This is a genomic window from Mesorhizobium sp. M1217, from assembly GCF_040318275.1.
Classification (GTDB): Bacteria; Pseudomonadota; Alphaproteobacteria; order Rhizobiales; family Rhizobiaceae; genus Mesorhizobium.
Genome location: NZ_JAMYMA010000001.1, coordinates 201954 through 227944 on the forward strand (window position 1 = coordinate 201954; position 25991 = coordinate 227944).

At 61.2% G+C, this 25991-nt stretch carries 23 protein-coding genes and 1 pseudogene; 4 read left to right on the forward strand and 20 right to left on the reverse strand.

Annotated elements, in window-relative coordinates; all coding sequences use genetic code 11:
- Positions 1-41: 41 nt before the first annotated feature.
- The 3 genes from NKH37_RS01110 to NKH37_RS01120 form a co-directional block, all read right to left on the reverse strand.
- Positions 42-680, reverse strand: coding sequence for a response regulator transcription factor (locus NKH37_RS01110; RefSeq protein ID WP_353004539.1), 639 nt, complete (start codon positions 678-680; stop codon positions 42-44).
- A 23-nt stretch (positions 681-703) separates the two neighbouring features.
- The gene (locus tag NKH37_RS01115; protein WP_353040742.1) at positions 704-2488 is read right to left on the reverse strand and encodes a PAS domain-containing sensor histidine kinase; all 1785 of its coding nucleotides are present in this window, start codon (positions 2486-2488) and stop codon (positions 704-706) included.
- A 282-nt stretch (positions 2489-2770) separates the two neighbouring features.
- Positions 2771-3520 (reverse strand): sensor histidine kinase, encoded by a 750-nt coding sequence (locus tag NKH37_RS01120; RefSeq protein WP_353004536.1) that lies wholly within the window; start codon positions 3518-3520, stop codon positions 2771-2773.
- A 226-nt stretch (positions 3521-3746) separates the two neighbouring features.
- Between NKH37_RS01120 and NKH37_RS01125 the strand changes: the two genes are divergently transcribed.
- Positions 3747-4265 (forward strand): Dps family protein, encoded by a 519-nt coding sequence (locus NKH37_RS01125; protein WP_353004534.1) that lies wholly within the window; start codon positions 3747-3749, stop codon positions 4263-4265.
- Between the two features lie 197 nt (positions 4266-4462).
- Here the strand turns inward: NKH37_RS01125 and NKH37_RS01130 are convergent, their stop codons facing one another.
- Positions 4463-4738 carry a hypothetical protein gene (locus NKH37_RS01130; RefSeq protein WP_353004532.1) on the reverse strand — a complete coding sequence of 92 codons (276 nt, stop codon included), beginning with the start codon at positions 4736-4738 and terminating at the stop codon, positions 4463-4465.
- 433 nt (positions 4739-5171) lie between these two features.
- Here NKH37_RS01130 and NKH37_RS01135 point away from each other — a divergent pair, with 433 nt between their 5' ends.
- Complete coding sequence (locus NKH37_RS01135) at positions 5172-5357, forward strand: hypothetical protein (RefSeq protein ID WP_353004530.1); 186 nt, start codon at positions 5172-5174, stop codon at positions 5355-5357.
- A 65-nt stretch (positions 5358-5422) separates the two neighbouring features.
- On the opposite strand, the gene NKH37_RS01140 is transcribed toward NKH37_RS01135, so the two are convergent.
- The gene (locus tag NKH37_RS01140; protein WP_353004528.1) at positions 5423-6205 is read right to left on the reverse strand and encodes a helix-turn-helix domain-containing protein; all 783 of its coding nucleotides are present in this window, start codon (positions 6203-6205) and stop codon (positions 5423-5425) included.
- Positions 6206-6430: 225 nt separating this feature from the next.
- Entirely contained in the window at positions 6431-7177 is a 747-nt protein-coding gene (locus NKH37_RS01145) for an SDR family oxidoreductase (RefSeq protein ID WP_353004526.1), read from the reverse strand.
- Between the two features lie 234 nt (positions 7178-7411).
- On the opposite strand from NKH37_RS01145, the gene NKH37_RS01150 reads away from it, so the two are divergent.
- Positions 7412-8176 (forward strand): SDR family NAD(P)-dependent oxidoreductase, encoded by a 765-nt coding sequence (locus NKH37_RS01150; RefSeq protein ID WP_502895857.1) that lies wholly within the window; start codon positions 7412-7414, stop codon positions 8174-8176.
- 140 nt (positions 8177-8316) lie between these two features.
- Here the strand turns inward: NKH37_RS01150 and NKH37_RS01155 are convergent, their stop codons facing one another.
- The 12 genes from NKH37_RS01155 to NKH37_RS01210 all read right to left on the reverse strand — a co-directional run bounded on the left by NKH37_RS01155 (position 8317) and on the right by NKH37_RS01210 (position 20633).
- Positions 8317-11217 carry an ATP-binding protein gene (locus tag NKH37_RS01155; protein ID WP_353004523.1) on the reverse strand — a complete coding sequence of 967 codons (2901 nt, stop codon included), beginning with the start codon at positions 11215-11217 and terminating at the stop codon, positions 8317-8319.
- Positions 11218-11365: 148 nt separating this feature from the next.
- Positions 11366-12061 carry a helix-turn-helix transcriptional regulator gene (locus NKH37_RS01160; protein WP_353040744.1) on the reverse strand — a complete coding sequence of 232 codons (696 nt, stop codon included), beginning with the start codon at positions 12059-12061 and terminating at the stop codon, positions 11366-11368.
- 264 nt (positions 12062-12325) lie between these two features.
- On the reverse strand, positions 12326-12619 hold the full coding sequence (locus NKH37_RS01165; protein WP_353004520.1) for a hypothetical protein: 294 nt from the start codon (positions 12617-12619) through the stop codon (positions 12326-12328).
- Between the two features lie 576 nt (positions 12620-13195).
- Positions 13196-13621, reverse strand: a complete 426-nt coding sequence (locus NKH37_RS01170; RefSeq protein ID WP_353004518.1) for an organic hydroperoxide resistance protein — start codon at positions 13619-13621, stop codon at positions 13196-13198.
- Between the two features lie 49 nt (positions 13622-13670).
- Positions 13671-14603, reverse strand: coding sequence for an acyltransferase domain-containing protein (locus tag NKH37_RS01175; protein ID WP_353004517.1), 933 nt, complete (start codon positions 14601-14603; stop codon positions 13671-13673).
- Complete coding sequence (mdcB, locus tag NKH37_RS01180) at positions 14600-15496, reverse strand: triphosphoribosyl-dephospho-CoA synthase MdcB (RefSeq protein ID WP_353004516.1); 897 nt, start codon at positions 15494-15496, stop codon at positions 14600-14602. The genes NKH37_RS01175 and mdcB overlap by 4 nt, the downstream gene beginning before the upstream one ends.
- Positions 15472-16158, reverse strand: coding sequence for a malonate decarboxylase holo-[acyl-carrier-protein] synthase (gene mdcG, locus NKH37_RS01185; protein WP_353040746.1), 687 nt, complete (start codon positions 16156-16158; stop codon positions 15472-15474). The genes mdcB and mdcG overlap by 25 nt, the downstream gene beginning before the upstream one ends.
- Entirely contained in the window at positions 16142-16873 is a 732-nt protein-coding gene (locus NKH37_RS01190; protein ID WP_353004514.1) for a biotin-independent malonate decarboxylase subunit gamma, read from the reverse strand. The genes mdcG and NKH37_RS01190 overlap by 17 nt, the downstream gene beginning before the upstream one ends.
- Positions 16860-17789: a biotin-independent malonate decarboxylase subunit beta gene (locus NKH37_RS01195; RefSeq protein ID WP_353004512.1), complete on the reverse strand. Its 930-nt coding sequence runs from the start codon at positions 17787-17789 to the stop codon at positions 16860-16862. The genes NKH37_RS01190 and NKH37_RS01195 overlap by 14 nt, the downstream gene beginning before the upstream one ends.
- Complete coding sequence (gene mdcC, locus NKH37_RS01200; RefSeq protein ID WP_353004509.1) at positions 17782-18099, reverse strand: malonate decarboxylase acyl carrier protein; 318 nt, start codon at positions 18097-18099, stop codon at positions 17782-17784. The genes NKH37_RS01195 and mdcC overlap by 8 nt, the downstream gene beginning before the upstream one ends.
- 11 nt (positions 18100-18110) lie before the next feature.
- On the reverse strand, positions 18111-19781 hold the full coding sequence (gene mdcA / locus NKH37_RS01205; RefSeq protein WP_353004507.1) for a malonate decarboxylase subunit alpha: 1671 nt from the start codon (positions 19779-19781) through the stop codon (positions 18111-18113).
- Positions 19782-19847: 66 nt separating this feature from the next.
- A complete protein-coding gene (locus NKH37_RS01210; RefSeq protein ID WP_352647728.1) occupies positions 19848-20633 on the reverse strand; it encodes an alpha/beta hydrolase in 786 nt (261 codons plus the stop codon).
- A 671-nt stretch (positions 20634-21304) separates the two neighbouring features.
- On the opposite strand from NKH37_RS01210, the gene NKH37_RS01215 reads away from it, so the two are divergent.
- Positions 21305-22261, forward strand: a complete 957-nt coding sequence (locus tag NKH37_RS01215; protein ID WP_353004505.1) for an AEC family transporter — start codon at positions 21305-21307, stop codon at positions 22259-22261.
- A 173-nt stretch (positions 22262-22434) separates the two neighbouring features.
- On the opposite strand, the pseudogene NKH37_RS01220 reads toward NKH37_RS01215, so the two are convergent.
- Both NKH37_RS01220 and NKH37_RS01225 read right to left on the reverse strand, forming a co-directional pair.
- Positions 22435-22761: pseudogene (locus NKH37_RS01220) on the reverse strand (hypothetical protein).
- Positions 22762-22990: 229 nt separating this feature from the next.
- Complete coding sequence (locus NKH37_RS01225) at positions 22991-25804, reverse strand: ATP-binding protein (RefSeq protein ID WP_353040748.1); 2814 nt, start codon at positions 25802-25804, stop codon at positions 22991-22993.
- Positions 25805-25991: the final 187 nt, after the last annotated feature.

The following is a 25991-nucleotide window of genomic DNA, read 5'->3' on the forward strand; positions in this document are numbered from 1 at the left end:
GAGATTGTGCCGAAAGGAAATCATACGGAGGTTTGCCGCCGTCAACGCCCGGAGATGCCCAACGCCTCGGCCTTGCGAACGAGATCGGCAAGCGTTCGGACGCCCATCTTGCGCATGACATTGCCTCGGTGGATCTTGACCGTGATCTCCGACAGGCCGATCACACCCGCAACCTGCTTGTTCATCAGCCCAGCAACGACATGGCCCATCACCTCGCGCTCGCGCTGGGTGAGCGTGTCATAGTCGGCACGCAGGCCGTCCGCCGCGGCGCGCTCAATCCGTCTCAGGCGATCGCGCTCGACCGCGCTGGTAACGGCGTCGAGCATGTCCTGGTCGCGGAACGGCTTCGACAAAAAGTCGATCGCGCCCGCCTTCATGGCGCGCACGGTCATGGGAATATCGCCGTGTCCAGTCATGAACACGACGGGGAGATCGATACCATGCCTCGCGAGTTGCACCTGGAAGTCCAGTCCACTCAGTCCGGGCAGCCGGACATCCAGGATCAGGCAGCCTGACGATTGCGGCAGATCGGCCTGAAGCATTTCCGCCGCGCTGCCGAACGTACGGGTCGTCATTCCCACCGAGCGGAACAGGCTGTCGAGCGCGTCGCGCACGCCCGGGTCGTCGTCCACGATGGCGACGAACGGCGGAAGTTCTGCGGGGGTCGAACCAGCTTTCATCCAAATCGCCCTGATCGTACCGGTTATCCTGCCGCGCGTCCTTCAGTCACCGGAAGCGTCGCTCGAAAGGTCGCGCCCACGCCGTGCTGGGTTTCGATCGCCAGCTGTCCGCCATGGGCCTCGACCGTCGTCCTGCATATCGCAAGACCCATGCCCATGCCATCTTGCTTGGTCGAGAAGAATGGTTCGAAGACCCGTTGCAGATGCTCCTCCGATACCCCTGGTCCGGTATCCCGTACAGTAATCTCAATGCTCTTCGAGGAGTTCTGCACAACACCGATGAAAAGCAGCCGCGGTCTCGTCTGCGCAGACATTGCGTGCGCGGCGTTGATCATGAGATTTACCAGGACCTGCTGCAGTTGAATGCGGTCGCCGCGCACATTCGGAATGCCGGCCTGAATATCGACCTGCAGCTGAACATTGGCTCTCGCAAGCTCACGCTGGACAAGCGCCGTAGCGTCCTCGACCAGCGCCGAAAGGACGAGTTCGCCACGGTGTGACGGCGCCTTCTTCAGGAAGGCACTGATGCGCTTGACGATGCCGCTTGCCCTGCGTCCCTCCGCGACCGTGCGTCCGAGGGCCGTTTCGACTTCCTCGAGGTTAGGCGGATCGCGCCGGAGCCAGCGCATCCCCGCCTCGCCGTTCGTAACAATTGCCATCAGCGGCTGGCTGACCTCATGCGCGATCGATGCGGTCAATTCGCCAAGGGTGGCGACCCGGGCGGCATGCGCGAGTTCCGCCTGCGCCTGCTGGATCGCATCCTGCGCGTGTCTGCGCTCGGTGATGTCCACCACGTATATGAGAACATTGTCGCCGTCGTCCGCCGAGGCTGGAAAGGTTATGGCAAAAAGCACGGGTATGAACTCACCATCGCTGCCGACCATCTCAGTCTCGCCCTCGTAGAACGCATCGTCGCGCGCGAAGGCAGCCAGCGCACCGACGAAGGTCCTGTCGGTAATGCTCAGGACATCGTCCACAGTGGTCAGAAACTGCTTGGGATCTTCCACGAAAACCATGGACAAGAGAGTTGGATTGACGTCGACGATCCTGATGAGCCGCCGGGCTCGGGCGACGAAATCCGGATTGCCCGCGAGATAGTCGGAAACCGGAATCCCTTTCTCCTGGATGCTTGCAAGTTCCCTTCTGACCGCGCTCCAATCTTCCTCGAGGACACCGATCCGGCTTGAATCGAACATACGGCGATAGCGGCGCTCGCTCTTGACCAGCGCGGCATGGGCAGCCTGGCGCTCCGTTATGTCAGTATGGATTTCGAGCACGCCCATGGGCTTCCCGAACCGGCCCCGCTGCACCGCCCAACGACTGTCCAGGACGAGGCGAGCGCCGGATCGCGTCTCCTGCTCGAGCACCCCTTCCCATCGCCCGTTCTGGAAGAGCTCGGCCTCAACCGTCGCGCGTTCCGCCGGATATTTTGTGCGAAGCAGCTCGTCTGCGACGCGGCCGAAGGCTTCTGCGGCCGACCAGCCGTATACCTGCTCGGCGGCATCGTTCCAGAAGTCGATCACGCCCTCAATGTCACGCACGAAGATCATGTCGTGCGACAGGTTCAGCAATCGGGCTTGCGCTGCCAAGGTCGCCGTGGCGGACTGGTTCTGCAAGGCGAGCATCGTGGCGATGGCAATTGCCGCGATGCTGACGATCGCACGCAGCGCCGGAGATCCGTAATTCTCTAAGCCATGGGAAATGGCATAGGCAACAAGCGTCAGAACGATGGCGCCGGCGGCAGCGGCGAACAGATCTTTTCGCCACGAGGTTCGGGCCGCAATGAGCACCACCAGCACGTAAAGCACCGCGACCGCTCCTTCGAGCGGCGACAGCACGTCGAACAGGAAGATGCACAGCGCCAGCAAGGCGGCGGCCAGGCGGTACGCGGTGGTGCTCATGTGTCGCCTCGGGAGCGCTGATTTGCCGGAGCCATACAGTGAACCGGAGCGCAAGAAAAACGCCATGCACTTGTGCACCCCAAGTCAATGGCATTGCCGGAAACCAGACGAAATATCCAGTGAGGATTACGCATGGATTCTGCCTGTTGAAGAATGCGATCGCGAATGAAGAGTAGGGTCCGCATCTCCTTAGATCGTTTCCGTACGGTCGAGCTCGCAGGTGTCCGGAAGGTGACGGGGCAGCTCGATCGAAAAGATCGAGCCCTTATTCTCGACCGACCGCACAGTGACTTGGTGACGCAGCAAGTCTGCGGTCTGACGCACGATCGTCAGGCCAAGGCCGAGACCTTCGGTTCGGCCGGCTTGGTCGCCCCGGTCAAACGCGTTGAAGATGCTTTCGAACCGCGAAGCCGAAATGCCACAGCCGTCGTCCTCCACATCAATGTTGAGCCGATCGTGCTGGAGCCGGCAGTCTACGCGGACATGGCCACCTGGCCCGCTGTATTTCAATGCGTTGCCGATAAAGTTCCGCATTACGGTGTGCAGCATGTCCGGATCGGTTTCCACGAGGAGATCGGACGAGCACACCTGCAGATCGATCCCGCACGCCTCCGCGTAAAACCGCCAGTCTCGATCGACTCGTGACAGAATATCAGCCACCCGCACCACCCTGTGGTTTGGCTGCAATGCGCCGTCCATCTGCGACAGCCGGGCTATGTCGCTGAGTTCGCTGTTCAGACGCATCATCGCGTCGAGTGCAACGCGCAGCCGATAGGCGGCAGCTGCCGGCACACCTTCATCGACTGCACGCGCCATCGACAGCATGGCCACGTGGAGGGGTTGCTTCAGGTCATGGCCTGCAACCGCCATGATCCTGGACATCGCGAGAAGCGACATGTTGGCCAGCGCTGTTGCATCGTCTGCACCTGCCTTAGACACACCGTTCCTCCGCCCTGTCCTGCATTTGGCAAGGCACGCTATGTCGAGATGACTGCTACGAAAATCATACGTTGGGTTGGTGACGGCCGAGACTGTCATCCTCAAGTATGAACCACATAAACCCTGTACCGATATCTGTGGCTGCAGGTGGCTAGTATTATTTACTGCATCACGTCGATACGGAAGCCGGCGGCGCCGGCCCTGTACGCAATGTAAGGAGAGACCCATGCAGGACATTCTGCTCCAAACCCGCAACGCAGCCGCATTGCATTCGCCCACCGATCTCGGGGCACAGGCAACGACCGCTATCGCCGCCGCACTGACCGGCGTGCTCGCAGATACGTTTGCGCTCTACCTCAAGACCAAGAATTTCCATTGGCACCTGTCGGGGCCACATTTTCGCGACTATCACATCATGCTTGACGAGCAGAGCGATCAGATCTTCGCAATGACTGACGCCCTGGCCGAGCGCGCCCGCAAGGTCGGCGGCACGACATTGCGGTCGATCGGACACATTGCCCGCATCCAGCGGCTGCTCGACAACGACGCCGACTATGTGACGCCGCAGGACATGCTGGCAGAGCTTGCCGACGACAACCGCAGGCTGACTGGGTTCCTCCGGGCAGCGCATGCCGTATGCGAAACCTTTAACGACGTCGCCTCGACGAGCCTCCTAGAAGTCTGGATCGACGAGACCGAACGCCGAAGCTGGTTTCTTTACGAGACGACGCGGACCGCGCCGTAAGCGCGACACCTTCCCGTATGCGGGACGTAACCCGCCCTCCAGCCGCCAGCGACCCCCAAAGGATCATCGAAACAGTCGCCGTCTTCAACCTCAGTTAGCAACGAGATGGCTCCCCATCTCGTTGCATTTGTTCGCTGTACGGCGATTTTTACCGATTTTCTACGCCGCAGCCTTATTCCGGTGGCTCGAACGCTGTCTTAGTTGTGACCTCCGAGCGTGTTTACATTCGCGCAGAAGTCCGTGTACGGCTGCTGAACTTGACGTGCGCATTCATCCTTCATTTGCGCCTGCTTTTCAGCCGGCATGGCAAAGAAGACGGCCTTGAATTCCTCCATGGGCTTCATCGTTTTCATGCTGGAATCGGTGAAGAATGGTTCCATGGTGTCCGGCTCATCCAGTGCGCCGGCCGACGCCTGACCACTAGAAATGGAAAGAGCAAATGTTACGCCGAGACAGATAGCTTTGATGTTCATTGGACATTTTCCTTCTGAGTTAAGTGATATCCCCAACGACAACCACGTTGGCACACCTTTAAAATATACATCGATCAGGCCAACGTATTTCCTGTAGGCATCGGTTTTTGTCTGTCTGGATGACTGTCGAATCCTCGTTGCGTCCAGCGATCACACGAGGCCTATTGCGGCATCATCGGATTAATCTCAACGACTGACCCGGCTGACATGTGCGCTGGCCCTGGGGACGATAAGAATCCAGCGCCATGCGCAGTCGCCCGAAATCAACCGGGGGCGTCCTCACGGCGCCGTCCCGATCATCGAGGCATCGCCCGAAGGACTGCGCCAGATTCAACGGCGCGAGTTCTCCGCTAATAGTCGTTGTAAGGATCCGCAACCCCTCGCTCACCAATGAGAGCCATTGCGGGACGCTTGGCCGAATGGTGTGAACTGCATGGAATTTCGGTTCAATGAACCATCTGGAAAGCACGCGAGCTGCATCGCGACGACGAAGTTCTTCCTGGAAGAGCACGAAGGACGCTTGCGCGCGCCTGATCGCATGCTGACATCGCCGATCTCAAATAGTTCGGTTGTCGGGCAGCTTGATCGCGCCTGGCTGAGCCTCAAGTGCGCAACCTGATCGTCAGTTTCTCTGCTCCTGGTGTTTCCAAATCGGAGCCCAATTATCCTGCGGATACTACGCGCCTATTGAACGGGCTGATAGTTTGCAACCCGCCAACGGCCCGGCGTCGTTCCCTCCAGGCGCTTGAAGACAGTCGTGAAATGGGCTTGCGTTTGAAACCCAACGTCTAGAGCGACGTCGACCAGGGACTTTTCGTTTTGTAGAAGCAGTTCCTTGGCTCGCTCGATTCGCCGCCGCAAGATATAGTCGTGAGGACGCAGGCCCGTCGCTGCACGAAACTGCGCGGCAAAGTACATTCGGCTAAGGCCAGCGGTTTGAGCCAAGTCGGCAAGCGAGATGGCCTCGTTAATGTGCTGGTCGATGTAGGCCGTCACGCGCTGTAACCGCCACTGCTGCAGTCCATCGACAGGCTGGTTCTGCCCGTTCGAACGCAGACGAAGCCATCGGGCGGCGAGAGCAAGCCGGATGGCATCAGAATAAAGCCCATCCTCATCGTCGCTCTCGGAGCGGCGGAACTGCTCGAGTAGCTGCTGCAAAACCGGGTCGGCCGAAATGGCATCCGAGGTCGCGGGCATGGCGAACTCTTGGACGTCCATTGCCCCATTGGAGGCACATGCGGATAGTGAGAGCACGACGTCCATGAAGGGCAGCTTTATTCTCACCGCAGAATCGCCAACGTGCACGCCAACACTCCTGCTCGCCCGGATGTGCGCAAAATGACTTGCCAGGCCGGATGCCTTTTGATCGGTTGCAAGGAGGCTGGCCGGAGCGGGCGGTGCCGAAACAAGCGGCTGCCTTAACTCGTGCTCGAAATATCGCGCAGTTTCGCCTAGCCTGTACATCATCCACACTTTCTGCGGAGTTGTTGCTATCTGTATTCAGGCCTCAGCATCGACCCGTATCGATCAAGGCGCCAGTTTAACGTTGCAAAAGGCTGTAAAGCGCGTTTTGCGAATGCTGGATTCAACGAGCGGTATATCGGAGTCGCTGCGCCACCTTGCGGTGGCTCATAAGATCGCGGACAACCCGAGCTTAATCGACCACTCAGACGCCAACTGCAGATTCTCAGTTCACGCCGGTCCGCCGCCGCTAACCATTAGATGTTGACCGCTGACGAAACCCGACAAATCACCGGCCAGGTATTCGGCAGCGTCTGCGACGTCCTCGACGGTACCCATCCGTTGCATCGGCCGGAATGACTTCACGAACTCACGGACTTCAGAACGCACGCCGTCTGTGAAAACGCCGGCTCCCTCGATGGCGGTCGGCAAGATCGAGTTAACCGCGACGCCGCGGTGGCCGAGCTCCTTGGCCAGCACCTGGACGAGAAACTGAGCTGCGATCTTACTCCCACCGTACAGTGCGCGGCCAGGCAGGGGGAACGCTGTATTGCTCGTGCCTATGTAGATGATCCTGCCGTTGTCGGCGACGTGGCGCGCAGCCTGCTGAAGCGTAAAGAAAGCGCCTTTGGCGTTTACCGCGAATAGCCGATCGAAGTCTGCCTCGGTGAAGTCGATGACGGATTGGGCGACCAGCTCGATACCCGCGTTGGCGACGACGATGTCGAGCCGCCCATAGGTGTCCAGCACTGTATCGAACAGGTGTTTAATGTCATCGACGCGGGCGACATCCGCCTGGACGGCAATGGCCTTGCCTCCCGAGCTCACAATTTTTGCGACGGCGTCCTCGGCCAGTGCGCTGTTGTTCGCGTAATTTACCACAACTCTTGCGCCGCGCGCGGCGTAGCGTTCCGCAATTGCGCGACCGATGCCGCGACCCGAGCCGGTTACCAGCGCGACTTTTTCCTGCAGGCTCATGGTGTTTCTCCCGTTGCTGCCAAATGCGAATATATGTACAGTTTTTGTATCAATCCAAAATGTATATATTGAAAAATACTGAAATCTCTTCGTCGTTATAAAGGTTGATTATTTGGCAAATCACTCTCTTCTTTGCCATTTTTTTCAAATATTTACTGGCGCCGCCATAACCATCGAAATTAGGCTCGCAGGGCAAAACGCTGGAACGGATCCGGCTCTCGATTGTGGAGGCGAATGATGCAACCTGAAAACAAAATTGCGCTTGTAACAGGAGGAAGCCGCGGTCTTGGCCGCAACACAGTGGTCAGCCTCGCGCACCGCGGTGTTGACAGCATCTTCACCTACAATTCGGCCCGGGCTGAAGCGGAAGCTGTAGCGGCAGAGGTTGCCGCGATCGGACGCAAGGCCATCGCCTTGCAGCTCGACGTCGGACAAGCGTCGACCTTCGATGCCTTCGCAGAGAAAGTTCGCGACACGCTGGTGAGGCTTGACGCCCAACGCTTTGACTATCTCGTCAACAACGCCGGCATTTCGCATCACAATTCAGTGGCGAAGACGACCGAGGACGAACTGGACACGCTCTATCGGGTGAACTTCAAAGGTGTGTTCTTTCTCACCCAAAAACTGTTGCCGCTGATTAACGATGGTGGGCGGATCGTGAACCTTTCGAGCGGCCTCGCACGCATCATCATTCCCGGCAGCGCCCCATATGGTGCGCTCAAGGGAGCCATCGAGGTTCTCACCCGCTATCAGGCCAAGGAACTCGGTTCGCGCCGTATCGCCGTGAACGCAGTAGCGCCGGGGTCGATCCAGACGGATTTCAGCGGAGGCATGGTTCGTGACAACCCGGAACTCAACAAGCAGGTCGCCGGAATGACAGCATTCGGCCGAGCAGGAGTTCCCGACGATGTCGGGCCGATGATCGCTTCGCTGCTCTCCGACGACAATCGCTGGGTCACCGCGCAGGTCATCGAGGTATCCGGCGGTTTGGCGATCTAGCCGCCGTCATCGATGGCGGGCGCCACGCCTTACCATCGTTTGAAATGCTTCTCTACTGTCAGTCGACCGGCATTAGGAGCCGGCGTCCTTAACTTCCGCTTCTCGATCCGGCCTTGTGCGCCGCGCCGGATCGGGGACGATCATCGCAAAGATTCCAGTAGGCTCTTGGCATCCGCGAGATCAGTGGTGCCGGTTCTCTCCGAATGCGCCTCATAGATCGGGGTGAGTAGCGCGATTGCGTCGGCGGCGCGTTCCCGGCCTATTAATAGGCGCGCCAACGGAATCGCAGCTTTTAGTTCCCAGCCGATGGCTCCCTGTTCTCCCGCAAGCTTGATAGACACGAGGAAAGCCTGCTCGGCCGCCTCGACATCAGGGGAAGGTGCTTTCAGGTTGATCTCACCTTTTGTCCGATACAGATCGGGCAGCCAGAATTTTTGCCCCATTCGTTCCGCGGAAGAAGTAACCTCATCGATCATCGTTTGCGCCTCGCGATACTGGCCGCTTTGAGCGAGCCCGTCGGCCAAAGCCCTGGCTGCGCCTGGCACAACCATTTGAAACTGCTCCCGGTTAAGCATCTTGAGCGCTTCTTGCAGTGCGGCGATGCCTGCCAGAGGTTCTCCAACCATCACGAGCCATTCTCCTTTCAACGCCAAGGCAGCAGCTGCGTTTAACTTGAAGGGATGTGTCTCTACATGCGCTATCAAGCGGTCGATGTGGGTGCCCGACTCCCGGCTATTGCCGCTCCAGAGCAGAACCGCGACGCCGTTAGCAGCGGCCATGCTGTAGTTACTGTGCAGGGACGACAGCGCGGCGCCCTCCATGGCTTCCAGGACCAGCCTGCAAGCACGCGCGGGATATCCCCTGAGCCAAAGGATGCGGGACAAAGCAAGTTCGGCACGCAAATGATGATCGTAGCCGAATAGACGGAACTCCGGGTGGCCGATCTCGGCCTCAAGCGCGAAGCCGCGCTCGCAATGTGTCATGGCGGCGGCCTGGTCGCCTCCGAGGTGGTAGGCTGCGGCGAGCATCCACTCGGCAATGACTCGGTCGCTGAGCGCTCCGATCCGCTCTGCGATGATGCCGCACCTCTTTGCAGCAGCCAACCCACCTTCGAAGTCACCGAGCGTCGTCAGGAAGCTATTAAGACCAGCCAAAAGACGAAATCGCGTCATTTCGCCGCCGTCAGCCTCTAATAGATTCGGTCCCGGCTCGATAGCGTCAGGAAATTCCTGCGCATCGTTTTGTGTGTTCTGGGCAGAATCTGCCGGTGCCTCCGGCAGTCGCAATTCGCGCCGAGGGAGTTCTTTGATTTCATCGCTCGCGCTCAATGCGAAACGCGACCAATGCCGACCTTCGGAAAGTAGCCAAAGCCCGAGAAACAGAGGTACAGCATCGGCTGCCAGTTCGACCGCTACAGCATGCGATTCCGGGTCTGAAAAGCTCCACTCGAGTGCCTTTCGGACATTGCTGATGTGTGGTGCATATGGTCGCATATCGGCATAGGCGCCATGTTCGAGCGCAACCCCCTTGAGCAGGCTGGCGAAGTAACGAGCGTGGCGCCGGGAAATAGGTTCAAGCTCTTCGACCTCCTGCAATTTCGTCGCTGCATATGCGCGGGTCACATCGGCAAGGCGATAGAAAACGACCTTACCTACCGGCTGGACCCAGACCATGGATTTGTCGACGAGGCTTGCTATCGACACCATTGTCGCCTTACCGTCATCCCCGGCCGAGCCAGCAACGGAGCACGCCGCTTCTATCGAGAAGAGTCCGACGAAGACGGAGAGGCGGGAGAGGACCCGCTGCTCGAGTTCTGCAAGCAGCTCGAAGCTCCAGTCGAGCATCGCTTCGAGCGTCTGGTGTCGTGGAACGACATTGCGCCGGCCGGCCAAGCGCAATTTCGCATTGCCGGCCAGAAGATTGGCGACGCCGCGGATGCCGTAAGTTCCGACTCGACTGGCTGCCAATTCGATTGCAAGCGCGATGCCATCGGTGCGGCGGCAGATCTCACCGACGACGGGCGCATCGCTGTCAGTTAACTCTCCGTGGAACCCGCTGTACGCTGCCCGATCCATGAAGAGTTGCACCGCCGGTGTCGCCAGCGCCTCGGGCGCTGTCGGAAACTCGTCGGCCGGATAGGCCAGAGGGCTCAAGAGATGGACGGTCTCTCCATCGACACGCAGCGATTCACGGGAAGTTACCAGCAGATGCACGCCTGGCGAGCGCTGAAAGAGCTCGCCGGCCAAGAGCGACGTCGGATCGACCAAATGTTCGCAACTGTCGAAGATGATCAGCACGCGTTTGTCCGCGAGGAAGGTCACCAGTTCGGTGACTGGATCCGCGCCTCCAATTGCACAGCCGACCGCCGCGATAACGGCCCCGGGAACCAGGCGGCCCTCGGTCATGGCGCCGAAATCGACAAATATCACGTTCGTGTCGTCGAATGCACTTTGCAGCCTCTGGACAATGGCCGCAGCCACTGTCGTCTTGCCGATGCCTCCCGATCCGACGATGCTGATGAAACGGCGCGCCAAAAGGAGTTCGCTCAGGCTGGTGATGACGGCTTCCCGGCCGATCAGCGAACGAGGTGGCGGTGGCACACGGCCTGTGGATCGGGGTGCCAAAGACGCCGCCGGTGGAGGCGGCTGCGGATCCGGTTCGTCGGGTGCTATTGGAGCGACAAAACTATAGCCCCTGCCGGCGATATTCACGATGTATCGTGCCCCATCTCGCCCGTCACCTAGAGCCCGGCGAAGCGAAGCCATGTGGACCCTCACCCCCGCCTCGTCGACGACAACGTTTCGCCATACGAGTTCCAGCAACTCATGCCTGCTGACGATGTCGCCGGCACGGTCAATAAGGGCAATCAGCAAATCAAGGGCGCGCGAGCCGATCCGAACAGGCTCGCCATCCTGCAGGAGTAGCCGCTGCGCCCGATCCAGGCGAAAGCTGCCGAACGATATCGGAGCGTGCGCGCTAACTTCGACATGCGGCGGGACAAGCAAGACCTTGTCCGTCCGGGCGATCGCTTGACCTGTCATCGCTCCCCGCTTCTGCGCCTACAGTTTGACGAGCATGTTGGACGGAACGGCAGACCTGTCTTCCGATAACTTGATGCAGTTTGCGAAAGTATGACGCCTTCTCGTGCCGGAGGGCTTCGAAGGGATCGTCATTGGCCGAGTTGGCCGTTCAGTCAGTATCCAGGCCGCTAATCCCGGTAGCTGTCGACCGGCGCCAGTGCCCGGCGCTGACGCCGATATTCTCTTTGAAGGCGGTGGCGAAATGGCTTTGGCTCGAAAATCCGCACTTGAGAGCGATTTCCGCGATCGGAAGCGATGAGCCCGTCAGCAGCGCCTGCGCCCGCTTCATACGACGGCCGAGTTGCCACTGATGCGGCGCAATACCGGTGGAGCGCTTGAAGGCCCGACCGAAATGGGCGGTGGAAAGACCGCATTCCTCGGCCAGTTCCGTCATTGACACGTCCAGGCGCTCGTCCATGAGTTCCTTCGCGCGGCGCTCCTGCCAAGGTGCCAGACCATGGAACCGGACTGATGCCGTGCTATTCGAGGTACCATACCGTCCGAGCACATTGGCGCAGACGGCATCGAGGATCGAGTCGAGCAAGAGTCCGCTCGCCTGGTGGCGATGGGCAAATGCTGCCGCCGCCGCCTCGGCAAGTTGACGCATCACCGGATCGTCCTGACCAGCAGTGGGAGATTGAGGAAACTCTGTGAAGATCGGCATGTCGTTCTGCTCGGCATACGCCTTCAGGGTCGTAATCGGCACGTAGAAATTCACGGTGTGGAAAGGATCCTGTATAAGGACCCGCGGCTCCCGTCTTAGATCGGTAAGGTAGGTTTTTCCCGCATGCATGGTCTCACTCAAGGGGGACCTATCGTTCAACCAAAGATCCAGCCGCATATGCTTGAGGTTAACGATTACCTGATAGGCGTCGTCATAGCCGAAAGACGGGGTTGGATCCTGCGGTGGCGCTCGGGATTGCAATTCCGTGATAGCGAGCGTACCTCGATTCAACGTGTGATAGACGTGACTGAGAGGCTCCGGCAAACCGAGGCGTTCGCCTAATTGCGAACCGTAGGCGCGGCCTCTAGTTGTCTGAGTCAATTTTCGAACTCCGTCCCCCAAGGTCTAACTGACGCCAACGCCCAGGGCTTGCGCCGATATTTTCCTTAAAGGCGGTGGCGAAATGGCTGGCTCGAAAACCCACATTCGAGAGCGACTTTCCGCGATCGAAAGCGACGAGCCGGTCAGCAGCGCCTGCGCCCGCTTCATGCGACGACCGAGTTGCCACTGATGCGGCGCAACGCCCGTGGAGCTCTTGAAGGCCCGGCCGTAGGTTTCCCCGGCACGGAGGGCATCGCTCGAGGTGAACGGGCTGTTTAGCCAGAGCTCCCGCCGGATATTCTTGAACTGCATGATCACCTGATAGGCTTCTTATAGCCGAGAGACGGGTTTGGGTCCGCCGGGGGCACTCGGGATTTCAACTCAGAGACTGCCAGCATGCCGCGCTGCAGCGTGTGATGAACATGAGCGGGTACCGCTGGCAAGCCAAAGCATTCGGCCAGATGCGCGCCGTAGGCGGGGCCTCTGCTCGTCTGATTTCCGGTGAGAATGTCTTGCCTATTGGGACACCACGAATTGCACAAACCAAGACTACGAGAAACGATGCCATCTAGAAGCGGCCTTATCAAGTTCGTGCAACGGCGACGTGTAGAACCGCTTACCAACTTGGATTAAGGCCAATCCAACCGCATCGGTGCCGCCGGCGAATCCAGATGCCCGCGCGGCAACTCCACCGCGGCGTCGTTCACAAAGCCTCCGACCATATGATTGGCGGTCGTCCCACCCCGCAGATCCTCATTCGCCAGCACCCCTCGTATAGGGTTTAGGCCATTTGGCTTGCGGTAAAAGCAACTGACATTCGGGCCCGGAGAAATTCCGAAAGTCGGTCTGACCTGCAACATGCCGAACGCCATCATCATTGTTCCTGGCCGACCGTCATATAGCAACCACTGCCTTCGCGACATCGACGTTTCCTCGCACAGCATTGGAATAGGGGCAAATGGCGTCGGCATTTCTCACCAGCTCCTCGGCTGTCGTTTGATCGACGCCGGAGACGGTGACGGCGAGAGAAGCGTGCAGCACGAAGGCATCGGCTTCGTTGCGGCTGAGGCCGATTTCAGCGACGACGATCACGTCGCCGTCGGCGAAGCGATGCCCCGACTGCCGAGCAACGCGCAACAGCGCGTTTTCAAAACACGCCGCATAACCGCCGGCAAAGAGCTGTTCGGGATTGGTGGCGCCGTCCATGCCACCCAGTTCCTTGGGGATGGCAAGCTTGAGATTGAGAATGCCGTCCTCGCTGCGGATCGTTCCCTTGCGGCCGCCCGTTGCGGTTACCTTGGTCGAGTAGAGAATAGTCATGCGTTATCTCCCTTCATGAGTGGTTCGGTCCCGCATTTGTGCCGGATGTTTAGGACGCCACTTCCATCCACCGGCGCAGGCCAGCTACGGAGCGGAAATCGGCGGCGCTGCGCGCTGGTATGTCGGGCTCGAACTCGGTCATCATCCGCGACAGCGCGTTGCCAGGTCCGAGTTCGAGCACGCGGGCGGGACGGGAGGCGCGACAAGCATCCATGCAGGCCGTCCAATCGATGGCTGTCGAGACCTGAGCCGCGAGCTTGACGAGACCATCGGCGACGCTGCGAACAGGCACCCCGTCGATACCGCTGACCAGTCGGACATCGCTCGGCAAACGGACGTCCGTGACGGTTTCGCTCACCAGCCTGCCGAGCCGCTCGCTCACGGCTTTGAGAGCCGGTGTGTGGGATGCGACGTGGATCGGCAGCACCGTCGCGCGGGTGGCGCCACGCGCCGTGGCGTCCGCGAGCGCCAGCCGGAGGCCCGCCGCGCGTCCGCCGACGATGAGGTGCAGCGGACCGTTGACGATGGCGACGTCGAGCCCATGGGCGCGACAAATTCCGTCGACCACATCGCGCGGCAAGCCGATAATGGCGGCAAGTCCGGAAGGCTCGTGCGTAGCCTCGTCCATGAGGGCGGCGCGGCACGCCACGACGTCGAAGGCGCTCGATGCGTCCATCACGCCGGCGACCGACCAGGCCGGCACTTCGCCGGCACTGTAGCCGGCGATTGTGAGCGGGCGTGGAGCTGACGAGCCGACCGCCGCCCATACGGCGAGCGCCGCCGCGCAGCAAAGCACCTGCGCAACGTCGTTGCGGTGAATGATGTCGCCGCCGTGGTGGGCGAGGTCGCGCGGATCGCGGCCGCCAAGCGCCCCGGCGGCGAGCGCGAAGACGGGCGCCGCCGCCGGCTCAGAGGCGACGAGATCGAACATGGCCGCGCTCTGTTTACCCTGTCCCGAGCACAATATCGCGATGCCGCTCACGGCGTATTCTCGACATGATCGAGGAAGATCGTTACGGCCAGCAGATCGGCCGATCCGCCCGGGCTGAGGCGCCGGGCCACAAATGCCCGGTGCACGGCCATGGCATGGGCAAGCCAGTCCGTCCGGCCGACGCCTCCGGCAAAAAGGAAATCGCATGCCGCGCGACGTGCGTCCCGCAGCCCTTCCGTGCCGCCGCGGTGGAGCAGGTTGGTGTCCTCCATCGCCGCTAGCAATGCAAAAAAGGCATGCACCCGCGCCGTCCCTTCGTCGCCAGTAAGCACTCGTCCGGCCAGCAGCGCCGGAAGGCCGATGGTCCGCGCGTGCGGAAAGCCGGCAGCCGCCTCCGCGCGCGCACCGCCGGCGCCAAAGCGCCGCAGCGCGCCGCTGCCGTGGCTGTTCAGCGGGATCGGGCCGCGCGTGATTTCTCGACCCCAGCGCTCTCCGACTATCCGCGTCAGCCGCTTTGCCGAAAGACGGAGTCGCTCGGCGCATGCCGCACCGGCTGCCGCGCAGAGCAGGCCCAGCGCGAAGATTGCGCCGCGATGGGTGTTCACCCCTCCGGTGGCAGCGAGCATGGCGTCTTCTGCGAGCGCACCTATTCGCCGCAACTCCGCCATATCGGCGTCCGCCCCGCCGGCTGCGGCAAGCTCGGCATAGAAGGGGCGAATGACGTTTATGCTGCTCAGGAAGGTGCCATAGTCCATGTCGTCATGGCTGCCGTTGTCGAGCGGGCTGACGAGGCCGGGCTTCGGCCAGGTGTCGAGTTCGGCGAGCAGCGCGTCTGCCGCCATACCGCCGAACCGTTCGGCGTCGACAGGTGCGAGCGATGCCCGCCCGTGCGCCGGCACGCGCTTCGGGAAACTCGCGGTCACACGAAGAGATGTCGTGCGCATCTGAGCTCCGCTCCGTGCATCGATTTGACCAGGACTGTGCCGCCGGGGCGCGTGAGTGCGTTGCGCAGTTCGCGCCAATTCGCGCCTTCGCCCGTGCTGACGACGATCTCGCCGTCGAGTCGGGCCGGGCCGGCGTCGTCGAGCGCGGCGAGACCGTCGAGCAGCTCGTCCAGGTCTTCTCGGCGAGATACCGGCCAGATGAGGTCGATGTCCGAGCCGGCCCGCAGATAGGCGAGCCCTGTCAGATGCTGCCAAAGCAGCGCGCCGAAGACGACCGGCTGCAACCCCAGCCGCATCGCGAGAGCCGCCGCAGCTTCCAGCTGTGGGCACAGGTGCGCGGGGGCCGACCGCGCTGCCTCGGCCACGGAGTGCGCCGCGACACTTGCCGCTATGTGCTTGGGAGGGATGAAAAAGCCCAGCCTCAGCTTGCCGAGTGTGGGGGGCAGCGGGAGGCCGATGGCGATCGCGCTCTCGTCGTCACCCGCGGCGCCCCGCCGCACGATCACCGGCAAGCCGCGTTCGGCCCAGCCTTCGACCAACAGCCGGGGCTCATCGGCCAGACGGTCGAGGCTGCCGGCAGCGAGGAGCATCTCCCTCCACGCCCCTGGCTCTACGAGCAGCAGATCGTGGCGGCGATAGGCATGGCTAGACATAGTCGTCATCGGACGCTTGGTGTGCCACGCGCCGCGCGATCTGCGCGGCGACAGCGCGCCCTCCACGTTCGGCGCCGAGCACGTCTCGCTTATCGCACGCGGAGACAGCCGCTAGCGTCGCCTCGAACTGATCGGCGAGCGGCTTCGCGGGATCCCAAACCTGTGCCACTGCGCCGACGGCGCTCATAAAGGCAAGGCCGGGTGCGAAAACCGGGGTGGTTTGCGACAGCTCTTTCAGCTTGTCCTCCGGCAGCTTGGTCACGCGCACCATGGAGGGCAGGTCCATCACCGCCGGCTCGGCGTCTGGCAGCGCGACAAGGATGTCGGTGGCTAGCGCAGTAGCGAGGAACGCGCCGGCGACGGCCTTACCGTAATTCAGCCCGACGGTGGCATGGCCGCTCCGGCTCGCCAGCAGCAGGCATTTCGCCAGGTGGGCGAGATACTCGTTGAGGCCGAGCATCTCGTCGCGGCGGGACATGAGTTGGCCCTGTGTGTCGACGATGACGAGGATCGGTGCCTTGCCGCCGGTCGCGACAATGTCGAGCACGCGTCGGGCCAGCGGCAGCACACCCTCGATTCCCAATGCCTCGCCGTCGGCGATGCCGACCACCGCGACCGTGCCACCATTGGCCCGCTTTCCCGTGCCGAGAATCAGATGATCGGACCGGGGATCGATGTCGTGGCCCTTGGGGAAGAGACTTGAGAGGATCTCATCGAGCGTCATGAGCAACTCCTCTCAGGCCTTTGACGATCTCCGCGAAGGCCGCGTCATCCAAGTTCCGGATGGATTGCGGTTCGGCAATGCCGAGCGCTACCCACATCTCGACCGCGGAGTTGCACGCGGCAAGGCGCTCTATCCGGTCGGCGAGCCGTCGTTGCTCGGCGCGCAGGGTCGCGAGATCGAAAGGCGGCGCTCGGTCGATCGACGCGAGCACGGCGTCGCGGAAGCCCGCCACAGTGTCCCCGGCATAGGCGTCGGCGCCCCCGAGCAGGCGGCGATTGCGTCCTCCGGTCACGCTCCAAACCAGCGCTTTGTCCTGCGAGTCGAATTCCTCGACGCCTTTGTTGGTTTCGATGACCTCCGGGCCAGACACGCCGGTGCGCCCCTGTTCCGAAATGGCGATCCGCGAGCAGGTGGCGGCGGTGAGGCCCGCGCCGCCGAAGGCGCCCGCTCTCCCGCCGACGAGGGCGATGACAGTCACGCCGGAGCCGCGCGCCTCGAGGATGGCGCGCATCACCTCCGCCACTGCTAGCTCGCCGGCATTGGCTTCCTGTAATCGCACTCCGCCGCTGTCGAGCAGCAAGAGGACGATGCGCGGCAGCTTCGCATCGTCTCGTGCGGCGCGTAGCAGGCCGACGAGTTTGGCCCCGCTCACCTCGGCGAAGGTGCCGCCCATGAACTGGCCTTCCTGTGCCGCGACAAGAACCGCACGTCTCCCGAGCCGGCCGCGCCCGACAACCATGCCGTCATCGAAGGCGGCGGGCAGGTCGAACAAGGCGAGATGGGGGCTCTGCGCGCGCTCCGTCGGCGGCAGGAACTCCGTGAAGCTGCCCGGATCGAGCAGCCCCGCGAGACGCTCGCGCGCGGTCGAGAGGAACCAGCTTGCGGTATCGGCAGAGGGATGCCTCGAGTCAGTCATGGCCAGCCTCCATGGTCCGCACGCCCTGCAACAGCCGCAGCATCACCGTGTCGGGCCGGGCGCCGCTGTCATTGATGGAGATGCGCAGGCCGCCCGGCGAGGCGCGCTCGACAAAGTCGGCGACGACGGCCTTCCAGACATCGTCATAGCCGCGCACCGGGGTGGCGATTTCGACGGTGCATTCAGTATCGGCAAGCGTGCGTTCCAGCAGCACTTCGAGATTGCCGGAGGCGACGACGCCGACGAGAGCGCTGCCGATGGTGCCAGCGGCTGGACTGCGGGTTCTGTGGTGGACTTTGAGGATTTCCATGTGCCGCCTCCTCACCAATTGCGGAACTTGGCCGGCGGATCGTAGAGATTGCCCGACCAGTGCATGAGCTCCTTGATAGAGCGCGCGGCGAGTAGGCTCTTGTTGGCCTCGAGCGGATCGATGCCAAGGTCTTCCGGCCGCTGGATCACCTTGCGGGTCCGCAGATCCTCCACGGCCTTGCGGTCGCGGGCACGGCCGACATCGGTATAGCCGGCGACGCCGCGGATCGCCTGCTCGCGCTCATATGCTGTGCGGCAGAGCAGAAGGTTGGCGATGCCCTCCTCCGTAACGATGTGGCTGACGTCATCGCCATAGATCATCACCGGTGGAAGCGCGAGATCGAGCGACTTGGCCAGTTCGACACTGTCGAGGCTCTCAACGAAGGTGGGGTCGAGCTTTTCGCCGAAGGTCTCGACGATCTGCACCACCAGCTTTCGCCCGCGCGGCAGGCTCGTCGCCTCCCCGACTGCTTCACGGCCCGCCTTCAACCAGGCCTCGCTGGCATGGCGCCGTCCATGCGGGTCCGAGCCCATGTTGGGCGCTCCGCCGAAGCCGGCGATGCGGTCGCGGGTGAAGGTCGAGGAGTTGCCCTGAAGATCGATCTGCAGAGTTGAGCCGATGAACAAGTCGGTCGCGTAAAGCCCGGCCGACTGGCAGTACATGCGGTTGGACGCCATCGAACCATCGCGGCCAATGAAGAAGATGTCCGGCCGCGCCTTCATATAGTCGTCCATGCCGACTTCCGAGCCGAAGCTGTGCACCTGTTCGACCCAGCCCGACTCTATGGCGGGGATGAGGGTGGGGTGCGGGTTGAGGGCGAAGTGCGTGGCGATCTTGCCTTTAAGCCCAAGCCGCTCGGCATAGGTTGGCAGGATCAGCTCGATAGCGGCGGTGTTGAAGCCGATGCCATGGTTCAGCCGCTTCACGCCATAGGGCGCGTAGATGCCCTTGATCGCCAGCATGGCGCCGAGGATTTGCGTTTCGGTGATCTGTGCCGGGTCGCGGGTGAACAGCGGCTCGACATAGAAGGCCTCGGGCGTCACCACCACGAAATCGACCCGGTCGCCCGGCACGTCGACGCGCGGCACCTTGTCGACCAGCTGGTTCACCTGCGCGATGACGATTCCCTGCTTGAAGGCGGTCGCCTCAATGACAACGGGCGAGTCCTCGGTGTTCGGGCCCATATAGAGATTGCCGTCGCGATCCGCGCAGCGCGCCACGGTGAGCGCGACATGCGGGGTGAGATCGATGAAATAGCGCGAGAACAGCTCGAGATAGGTGTGAACGGCGCCGAGTTCGATCTTCCCGGCCTTGAGCGCTCTTGCGATCGCCGTGCCCTGCGGGCCGGAATAGGAGAAGTCGAGCCGCTTCGCGATGCCGGCCTCGAACAGGTCGAGATGCTCGGCCAGCACCACGCCGGACTGCACGATGTGCAGGTCCTTCACCACCGAGGGGTCGACTTCCGCGAGCCGGGCGGCAAGGAAGTCCGCCTGCTTCTGATTGTCGCCCTCGAGGCACACCCGGTCGCCCGGCCGTATCACCGCCTCCAGCAGCTTCGTCGTATCCCCGGGTGCGACCTGCTTGCCACGGGCATAGGCGCTGGCCGCGGCAATGCGCTGCTCGCGTGACCGACGTGATGCGTCCCAGATTCTGGTCGACGAGATGTTCGAAAGGACAGTCATGGACGGACCTCGTGCACTGAAAGAAGCCGTCGCATGCTGGCGCTGTGCGACGGCTTGTGTCTGCGTTCAGTTCGTCTTCTCTCCGACTTTCCGAGCGGCCTCGACGATCACATCGGCAACGCGCTCTGGATGGGATTCGTAGACCGAATGGCTGGCGCCTTCGATGACGATGAAAGGCGCCTTCGCGCGTTCATAGTAGAAGCGTTCGAGGTCGGGATTGATGATCTGGTCGTTGCCGGCGACGATGCCCCAACTCGGCTTGGTCTTCCAGGCAGCCGCAGTCAGCGGCGTGTTGAACACCTCGGCCTTGGCCAGCACCTGCGAGCGGGCAGCGAACTCGGCTTGTTCACGAGGGAGGTCAGGGGCGAACAGCTTCGGGAACAGTTCCGGCTCCAGATAGGTATAGCCGTCCGGTGTCGCTTTGATCGCCCCTTCGGTCTTGGCCAGCACGCTCGGCATCTTCTTGCCGAGTTCGCCCTCGTCCTCGCCGACGTCTGGTGCGTGGGCGGCAACATAGACGAGGCCGGCCACCTTCGGATGAACACCCGCCTCGGTGACGATCGAGCCACCGTAGGAGTGGCCGACGAGGATGGCCGAACCTTCCTGCATGTCGAGCACGCGCTTTGCGGCGGCGACGTCATCCTGGAACGACGTTTCGGGCTCTTGGACCATCGATACACGGAAACCCTTCTTCACCAGAATGTCATAGATCGATTTCCAGCCGGACCCATCGACCCAGGCACCATGCACCAGGACAATGTTCTTGATGGGCTCGGCCATCGCCGCAGCGGGGGCGATCAGGGCAAGAGAAGACGCAAGTAAGGCGGCGGAACAGATACGGCGAAATGGCATGGCAGCACCTCGGCGGTTGGGTTGACGTTCAGAAAATCGTGAACGGCCAGATGCTGGCATGCATATGAACGGAGCGCGCGTTAAGATGGGTAAATAATCGCAAGCCAACAATCGGAAGGCTCGCTCAGCACTCCACAGCAGAAACTGCGCCCTTTGGATCGTCGGTTCACCTATCAGAATCGTCGAGGCTCGCCGACGATCTAATCCGTCTCCGCCCGGCACCGAGAGACGCATTGGCCAAGCGCTCTGCCATCGGCCCTCAACAACACTTTCCAACAATTTACGCGCGGCAAGCGCGAGCCTGTGCAAGCCTGAGCTTCTGATGACGAACCGATATCGCCGTGACGCTGAGGACTCACCCAAATGCGGTCGCCGAACAGCGCTTTACTTAATGTCGACAGTGTCAGTCGCGGATCCGGGCCAAACGGCGGAACCCACGACTGGCACTGTGGCGCGCAGGCCGCCCCACACTGCGCGCGATCACAGATAGCGGATGCCCTCACTGCCATCCTTTTCCAAGCCGAAGCAATCCGGTTGGGAAATGCGGTTGCAAGCTCGGCTGAGGCTGAGCTGGATCTGTCGGTCCGACACATCATAAAAAGTGCAAAACGCGTGTGGAGCATCCTGGGCGATACCCACGAGGCGAATTGTATCTGCAGGAAGCCTCCGACATGACGGCCAATACAATCCTTCCGGCACTCGTCCCGATCTTTTTCGTGATTCTTGTTGGATACGGCGCCGGTAGGCTCCGCATCGTTGAAAACCATCATGTAGACGGCCTCAATGCTCTCGTGATGAACTTTGCGCTGCCTGCCTCGCTGTTCGTGGCGACCGCATCCGCACCGCGAAGCGAGATGCTCGAGCAAGTGCCACTTTTCCTGACACTCGGCTTCGTGATGCTGCTCATTCATCTTGCATGGTATTTTTTTGTCCGTGCTTCCTCGGACGTTTCGAAGGCGGACGCGGCCCTTCAGGCCCTGACTGTATCTTTCCCGAATTTGGCCGGCGTTGGCCTTCCCATAGCGGCTGCCGTTATAGGACCAGATGGCACAGTCCCCATCGCTGTCGCGCTTGCCGCTGGCTCGATCATCGTCAGCCCCATGTCTTTGATTTTCGTCGAACTGAATTCCAGGAAACCGAAGGAAGAAATCGCGACTGGCCCCGCAAGACGGGTTCGGAAGGCATTCCTCCGCTCAGTGACGAAACCCGTCGTTCTGGCTCCCGCAGTCGGCATTCTGTATTCCCTCGCCGGATTGGAGCTACCTTCCCTCGCCAAGGCGAGCCTTATGCTCGTCGGAGTTGCCGCCCCAGGTGTGGCGCTGTTCCTGACAGGTCTCATTCTCTCGTCGCAACCGTTTCGCTTGAATTGGAGCGTCGTTGCTGCAACAGGGCTTGGCGATATCGGCCGACCCATCTTGACTGCCGTGGTCGTGTTTACGTTGCCGATATCGACCGAGACGGCGAAGATAGCCATTCTGATTTCCGCTATGCCGTCGGGTTTCTTCGGCATTCTCTTTGCCGTGGACTATCGCCTAGACTCAGCGGCAACCGGCTCGATGGTCATAGCGAGCACTCTTTTCAGCATCGTCACGCTGACAACAGTCATAGCATTGCTTTTTCCGCTTTAGGCGATCTGCATCTCTCTTCGCCCTACCATCGCGCCTGCGGTCAAATGTTCGATCCTGCGCTGTCTGCAGGCGGCTATTTTCATCCTTGCGACGGTCCGCCGCCCGACAGCGCGACGGTCAGCTGCCGATAGCTGTCAGATGGCTTCTGGCACCAGCACGCGATTAGCGGATGTTCAAGTCGGCGCGGGGTCGGTGAGGAAGGGCATGATATCTACGCCGTCTCCCGGGAAAGATGGAGAAATGCGGGTGGTTCTCGAACAGGCGCGCGGCAGCCTTGATGGTATCGGCCTCGATGACAATGTAGCCGCAGAAAGGGTTCACGGCGTCGGCGATGCCGTCCTTTGTAACGCGCGTCGTCCTGCCGACCATACCGCCGCGATCAGGGAAGAACGCGGCATTTCTCTCCTCCCAGTCCGCCCACTGTTGCAAGCCGACGGCATCAATCGCATCCTGCTCTGGCTTAGGCAGGTCCGAAAGCGAGCAAGGTCTTCGGGCTTCATGGTGTAGACGGCAAGATAGCGGGGGCATGCGGCGGTCTTCCTGCTGGCAGAAGTCGTGCCAGCCTAGACTCCTGGGCGGCCCAAGTCACTGCGCACCACCACCCCTCTAATCCCTGCTCAAAGCTCGGTGTAAACGATCGCCGGCTTGGGCTGGGGTCTTCAGGCGATTTGTCGCGCCACCTTGACCTCGAGACCGATTTGCAAGCCGTCGAACTGGGGTAATTTTCAACTATTTCAGAGATGCCAGAATGCGTTCGGCATCCACGAGATCCCTTGTGCCGGTTCTCTCCGAAAATTCCTCGAAGATCGGTTGCAGAATGCCGAATGCCTCCGCGCTGCGTTCGCTGTCTATCAACAGCCGGGCCAATGGAACGGCGGCTTTCAATTGCCAACCGATGGCAGCCTGAGCTGTCGCAAGCTTGATGGATCTTCGCAAGGCCGTTTCCGCTGCATCGATATCCGGGCAAGGCGCTTTGATGGCAATCTCGGCTTGCGTCCGGTAAAGAGAAGGTACCCACAGCCTTTGGCCCATTTCTTCGGCCGAAGAAATCGCCTCGGCGATGGATGCACGAGCTTCGTCATGTTCGCCACAATGGACGAGTGCCGCCGCCAAGGCGCGGGACGCTGGGGGAATGACCAGGCGAAATGGGTCTAGGTGAAGTATGCGGAGGGCTTGTCGCAGCACGTCTACGGCAGCCGCAGCCTCTCCCGTCATCAGGAGCCATTCTCCTTTCAGCGCCCATGCCGCAGCCGCGGTGCTCCTCAAAGAATGTTTCTCAGTATGAGCAATCACCCGCTCGATGTGCTCTCGTGAATTCTGCGTATCGCCACCCCAAAGCAGGATAGGAATAGAGGCAACGGCGGCAATGCTGTAATTACCCGGGAGACTAGACCCCTCTGCTTCGTCCATGAGCCTGAGCGCCATCCCGTTGGCGGTCTTGGGGAAGCCCCGGAGCCATAGGCAGCGTGCCAGCGCGATTTCGGCGCGCAGATGATGATCATATCCGAAGATATTGACGTCGACACGCCCAACAGTGGCTTCGAGCTTGAAACCGCGTCGACAGTGCTCAACGGCCGCTGCCTGGTCGCCGGCGAGATGGTAGGCGGTGCCGACCATCCACTCAGAAATTACTTTTTCCGCAAGCGATCCATTGCGCGTTGCAAGAACCATGCATCGTCTGGCTGCGTCCAAACCACCGTCGAAATCACCGAGCCTGCTCAAGAAGACGCTGAGACCGGCTAGTAGACGAATCTGCGGCACCCCACTTTCATCCGCCTGGGAAAGATCCAGTCCGCGTTCGATGGCGTTACGAACTTCTTGCGGATTGCCTTGTGTATGCATTGATGAGATCGCCAGGGCTTCTTGCAGGCGCACCTCCTGCTGGGATCCGCGGCTGTGACCTTCAATTATGCCCAGCGCCAGATGGGACCAATGGCGGCATTCGGCGAGCAGCCAGAGACCAATAAACAACGGAGATGAATCCGCGGCAAGTTCGATGCCGATCGCATAAGATTCCTTGTCGGAAAAACTCCATTCCAGCGCCTTGCGCACATTGCCGATATGCAGCGCATGACGCTCTATGTTGGCGTATAAGCCTGGCTTGAGCGCAACCGCCTTGAACAGATCCGCGAAATAGCGGGCGTGGCGCCGGGAAATCTGCTCAGGGTCTCCGATTTCCCTGAGCTTGTTGGCCGCATAGGCACGCGTCGTGTGAGGAAGACGGTAAAAGACAGCATTGTCTACCGGATGCACCCAAACCAGGCTTTTATCAACCAGGCTCCCCACCGTCGGCGCCACCGCCGCCCTGTCGTGGTCACCCGAAATTGAACGCGCGGCGTCCATCGTAAAAAAGCCTACAAAAGCGGAAAGGCGGGCCAGGACGATCTGCTCGTTCTCGGTGAGCAGATTGAAGCTCCAGTCGAGCATCGTTTCGAGCGTTTGATGCCGGGGAGCGGCGTTTCGCCGGCCAGGCAAATGCAGTTCCACATTACTCGCAAGCAAGTCTGCCACGCCGCGGATGCCATAGGCGCCGACGCGGCTGCCAGCCATCTCAATCGCCAGCGCAATGCCATCGGTCCGCCGACATATCTCGCCTACCACCGGCGCGTCGATGTCGTTCAGTCCGCCTTCAAATCCACTCGCGATCGCCCGATCCATGAAGACCTGCACCGCTGCCGTCGACAACGCCTCCGCTGCGGTCGGAAACTCGTTGTCGGGAACCGGAAGGGGGCTCAGCAGGTGAACGGTCTCTCCCTCGGCACGCAACGATTCCCGAGAGGTCGCCAGCAGATGCAGACCTGGGGCACCACGAACGAGCTGCTCCGCCAGGAAAGCCGTCGCATCGATCAGGTGCTCGCAGTTGTCGAAGACAACCAGCATGCGCTTGTCGCGGACGTAGGATAGAAGCTCTTCGACAAGGTCGGTGCCTTCGAGTTTACACCCCAACGCCGAGATGACGGCTCCTGGCACCACGCCGGTTTCCGAGACCGCTCCAAGGTCGACAAAGGCAATGTTGTCATCTGCGAATTCTGATTGCATTCGCAACGCGATCGCGGCCGCTACCGTCGTTTTGCCAATGCCTGCCGATCCGACAATGCTGACAAAACGGCGCTCCAGAAGGAGTTCGCTCAAGCTGTCGATAACGGCCTCGCGGCCAATGAGCGAACGGGGCGGAGGCGGCGCATGACCAAGCGACCTGGGCGCTTGAGCCGGTACCGCCGGGGGCGCCGCATCCATGTCGTCTCGCACAATCGGGGCGACAAAGCTGTAGCCGCGGCCCGCGACATTGACGATATATCGCGCTCCGTCCTGGCCGTCCTCAAGGGCCCGGCGCAGCGCTGCCATGTGGACCCTGACGCCCGCTTCATCGACGACTACGCCTTGCCATACGAGATCAAGCAACTCGTGCCGGCTGACAATGTCGCCGGCACGCTCTACCAGGGCGATCAAGAGATCCAGCGCACGGGATCCGATCCGCACCGGCTCGCCATTCCGCAACAGCAGCCGGCGGGCAATATCCAAGCGGAAGCTGCCGAACGACACAATGGCGCCCGATGAACGCGAACCAGACGCGCGGTTAAAGCTTGGCAAGATCGTTTAGCATAGGCCGCCGGAAGCGTCCCTCCCTGGCTATGTTGAATAAACGGGTTAGCCGAAATCCAATAAACGATGCCATGGAAAGCAGCCGGACTCAATGAGGCTCCGAATGGACTGAACACCGCCGCAAGCT

What these genes read in the sequence shown, in the direction of transcription:
- NKH37_RS01110 (WP_353004539.1), bottom strand. Translation starts at nt 680, where the DNA reads ATGAAAGCTGGTTCGACCCCCGCAGAACTTCCGCCGTTCGTCGCCATC.
- NKH37_RS01125 (WP_353004534.1), top strand. Translation starts at nt 3,747, where the DNA reads ATGCAGGACATTCTGCTCCAAACCCGCAACGCAGCCGCATTGCATTCG.
- NKH37_RS01130 (WP_353004532.1), bottom strand. Translation starts at nt 4,738, where the DNA reads ATGAACATCAAAGCTATCTGTCTCGGCGTAACATTTGCTCTTTCCATT.
- NKH37_RS01135 (WP_353004530.1), top strand. Translation starts at nt 5,172, where the DNA reads ATGGAATTTCGGTTCAATGAACCATCTGGAAAGCACGCGAGCTGCATC.
- NKH37_RS01140 (WP_353004528.1), bottom strand. Translation starts at nt 6,205, where the DNA reads ATGATGTACAGGCTAGGCGAAACTGCGCGATATTTCGAGCACGAGTTA.
- NKH37_RS01145 (WP_353004526.1), bottom strand. Translation starts at nt 7,177, where the DNA reads ATGAGCCTGCAGGAAAAAGTCGCGCTGGTAACCGGCTCGGGTCGCGGC.
- NKH37_RS01150 (WP_502895857.1), top strand. Translation starts at nt 7,412, where the DNA reads ATGATGCAACCTGAAAACAAAATTGCGCTTGTAACAGGAGGAAGCCGC.
- NKH37_RS01155 (WP_353004523.1), bottom strand. Translation starts at nt 11,217, where the DNA reads ATGACAGGTCAAGCGATCGCCCGGACGGACAAGGTCTTGCTTGTCCCG.
- NKH37_RS01170 (WP_353004518.1), bottom strand. Translation starts at nt 13,621, where the DNA reads ATGACTATTCTCTACTCGACCAAGGTAACCGCAACGGGCGGCCGCAAG.
- mdcB (WP_353004516.1), bottom strand. Translation starts at nt 15,496, where the DNA reads ATGCGCACGACATCTCTTCGTGTGACCGCGAGTTTCCCGAAGCGCGTG.
- mdcG (WP_353040746.1), bottom strand. Translation starts at nt 16,158, where the DNA reads ATGACGACTATGTCTAGCCATGCCTATCGCCGCCACGATCTGCTGCTC.
- NKH37_RS01190 (WP_353004514.1), bottom strand. Translation starts at nt 16,873, where the DNA reads ATGACGCTCGATGAGATCCTCTCAAGTCTCTTCCCCAAGGGCCACGAC.
- NKH37_RS01195 (WP_353004512.1), bottom strand. Translation starts at nt 17,789, where the DNA reads ATGACTGACTCGAGGCATCCCTCTGCCGATACCGCAAGCTGGTTCCTC.
- mdcC (WP_353004509.1), bottom strand. Translation starts at nt 18,099, where the DNA reads ATGGAAATCCTCAAAGTCCACCACAGAACCCGCAGTCCAGCCGCTGGC.
- mdcA (WP_353004507.1), bottom strand. Translation starts at nt 19,781, where the DNA reads ATGACTGTCCTTTCGAACATCTCGTCGACCAGAATCTGGGACGCATCA.
- NKH37_RS01210 (WP_352647728.1), bottom strand. Translation starts at nt 20,633, where the DNA reads ATGCCATTTCGCCGTATCTGTTCCGCCGCCTTACTTGCGTCTTCTCTT.
- NKH37_RS01215 (WP_353004505.1), top strand. Translation starts at nt 21,305, where the DNA reads ATGACGGCCAATACAATCCTTCCGGCACTCGTCCCGATCTTTTTCGTG.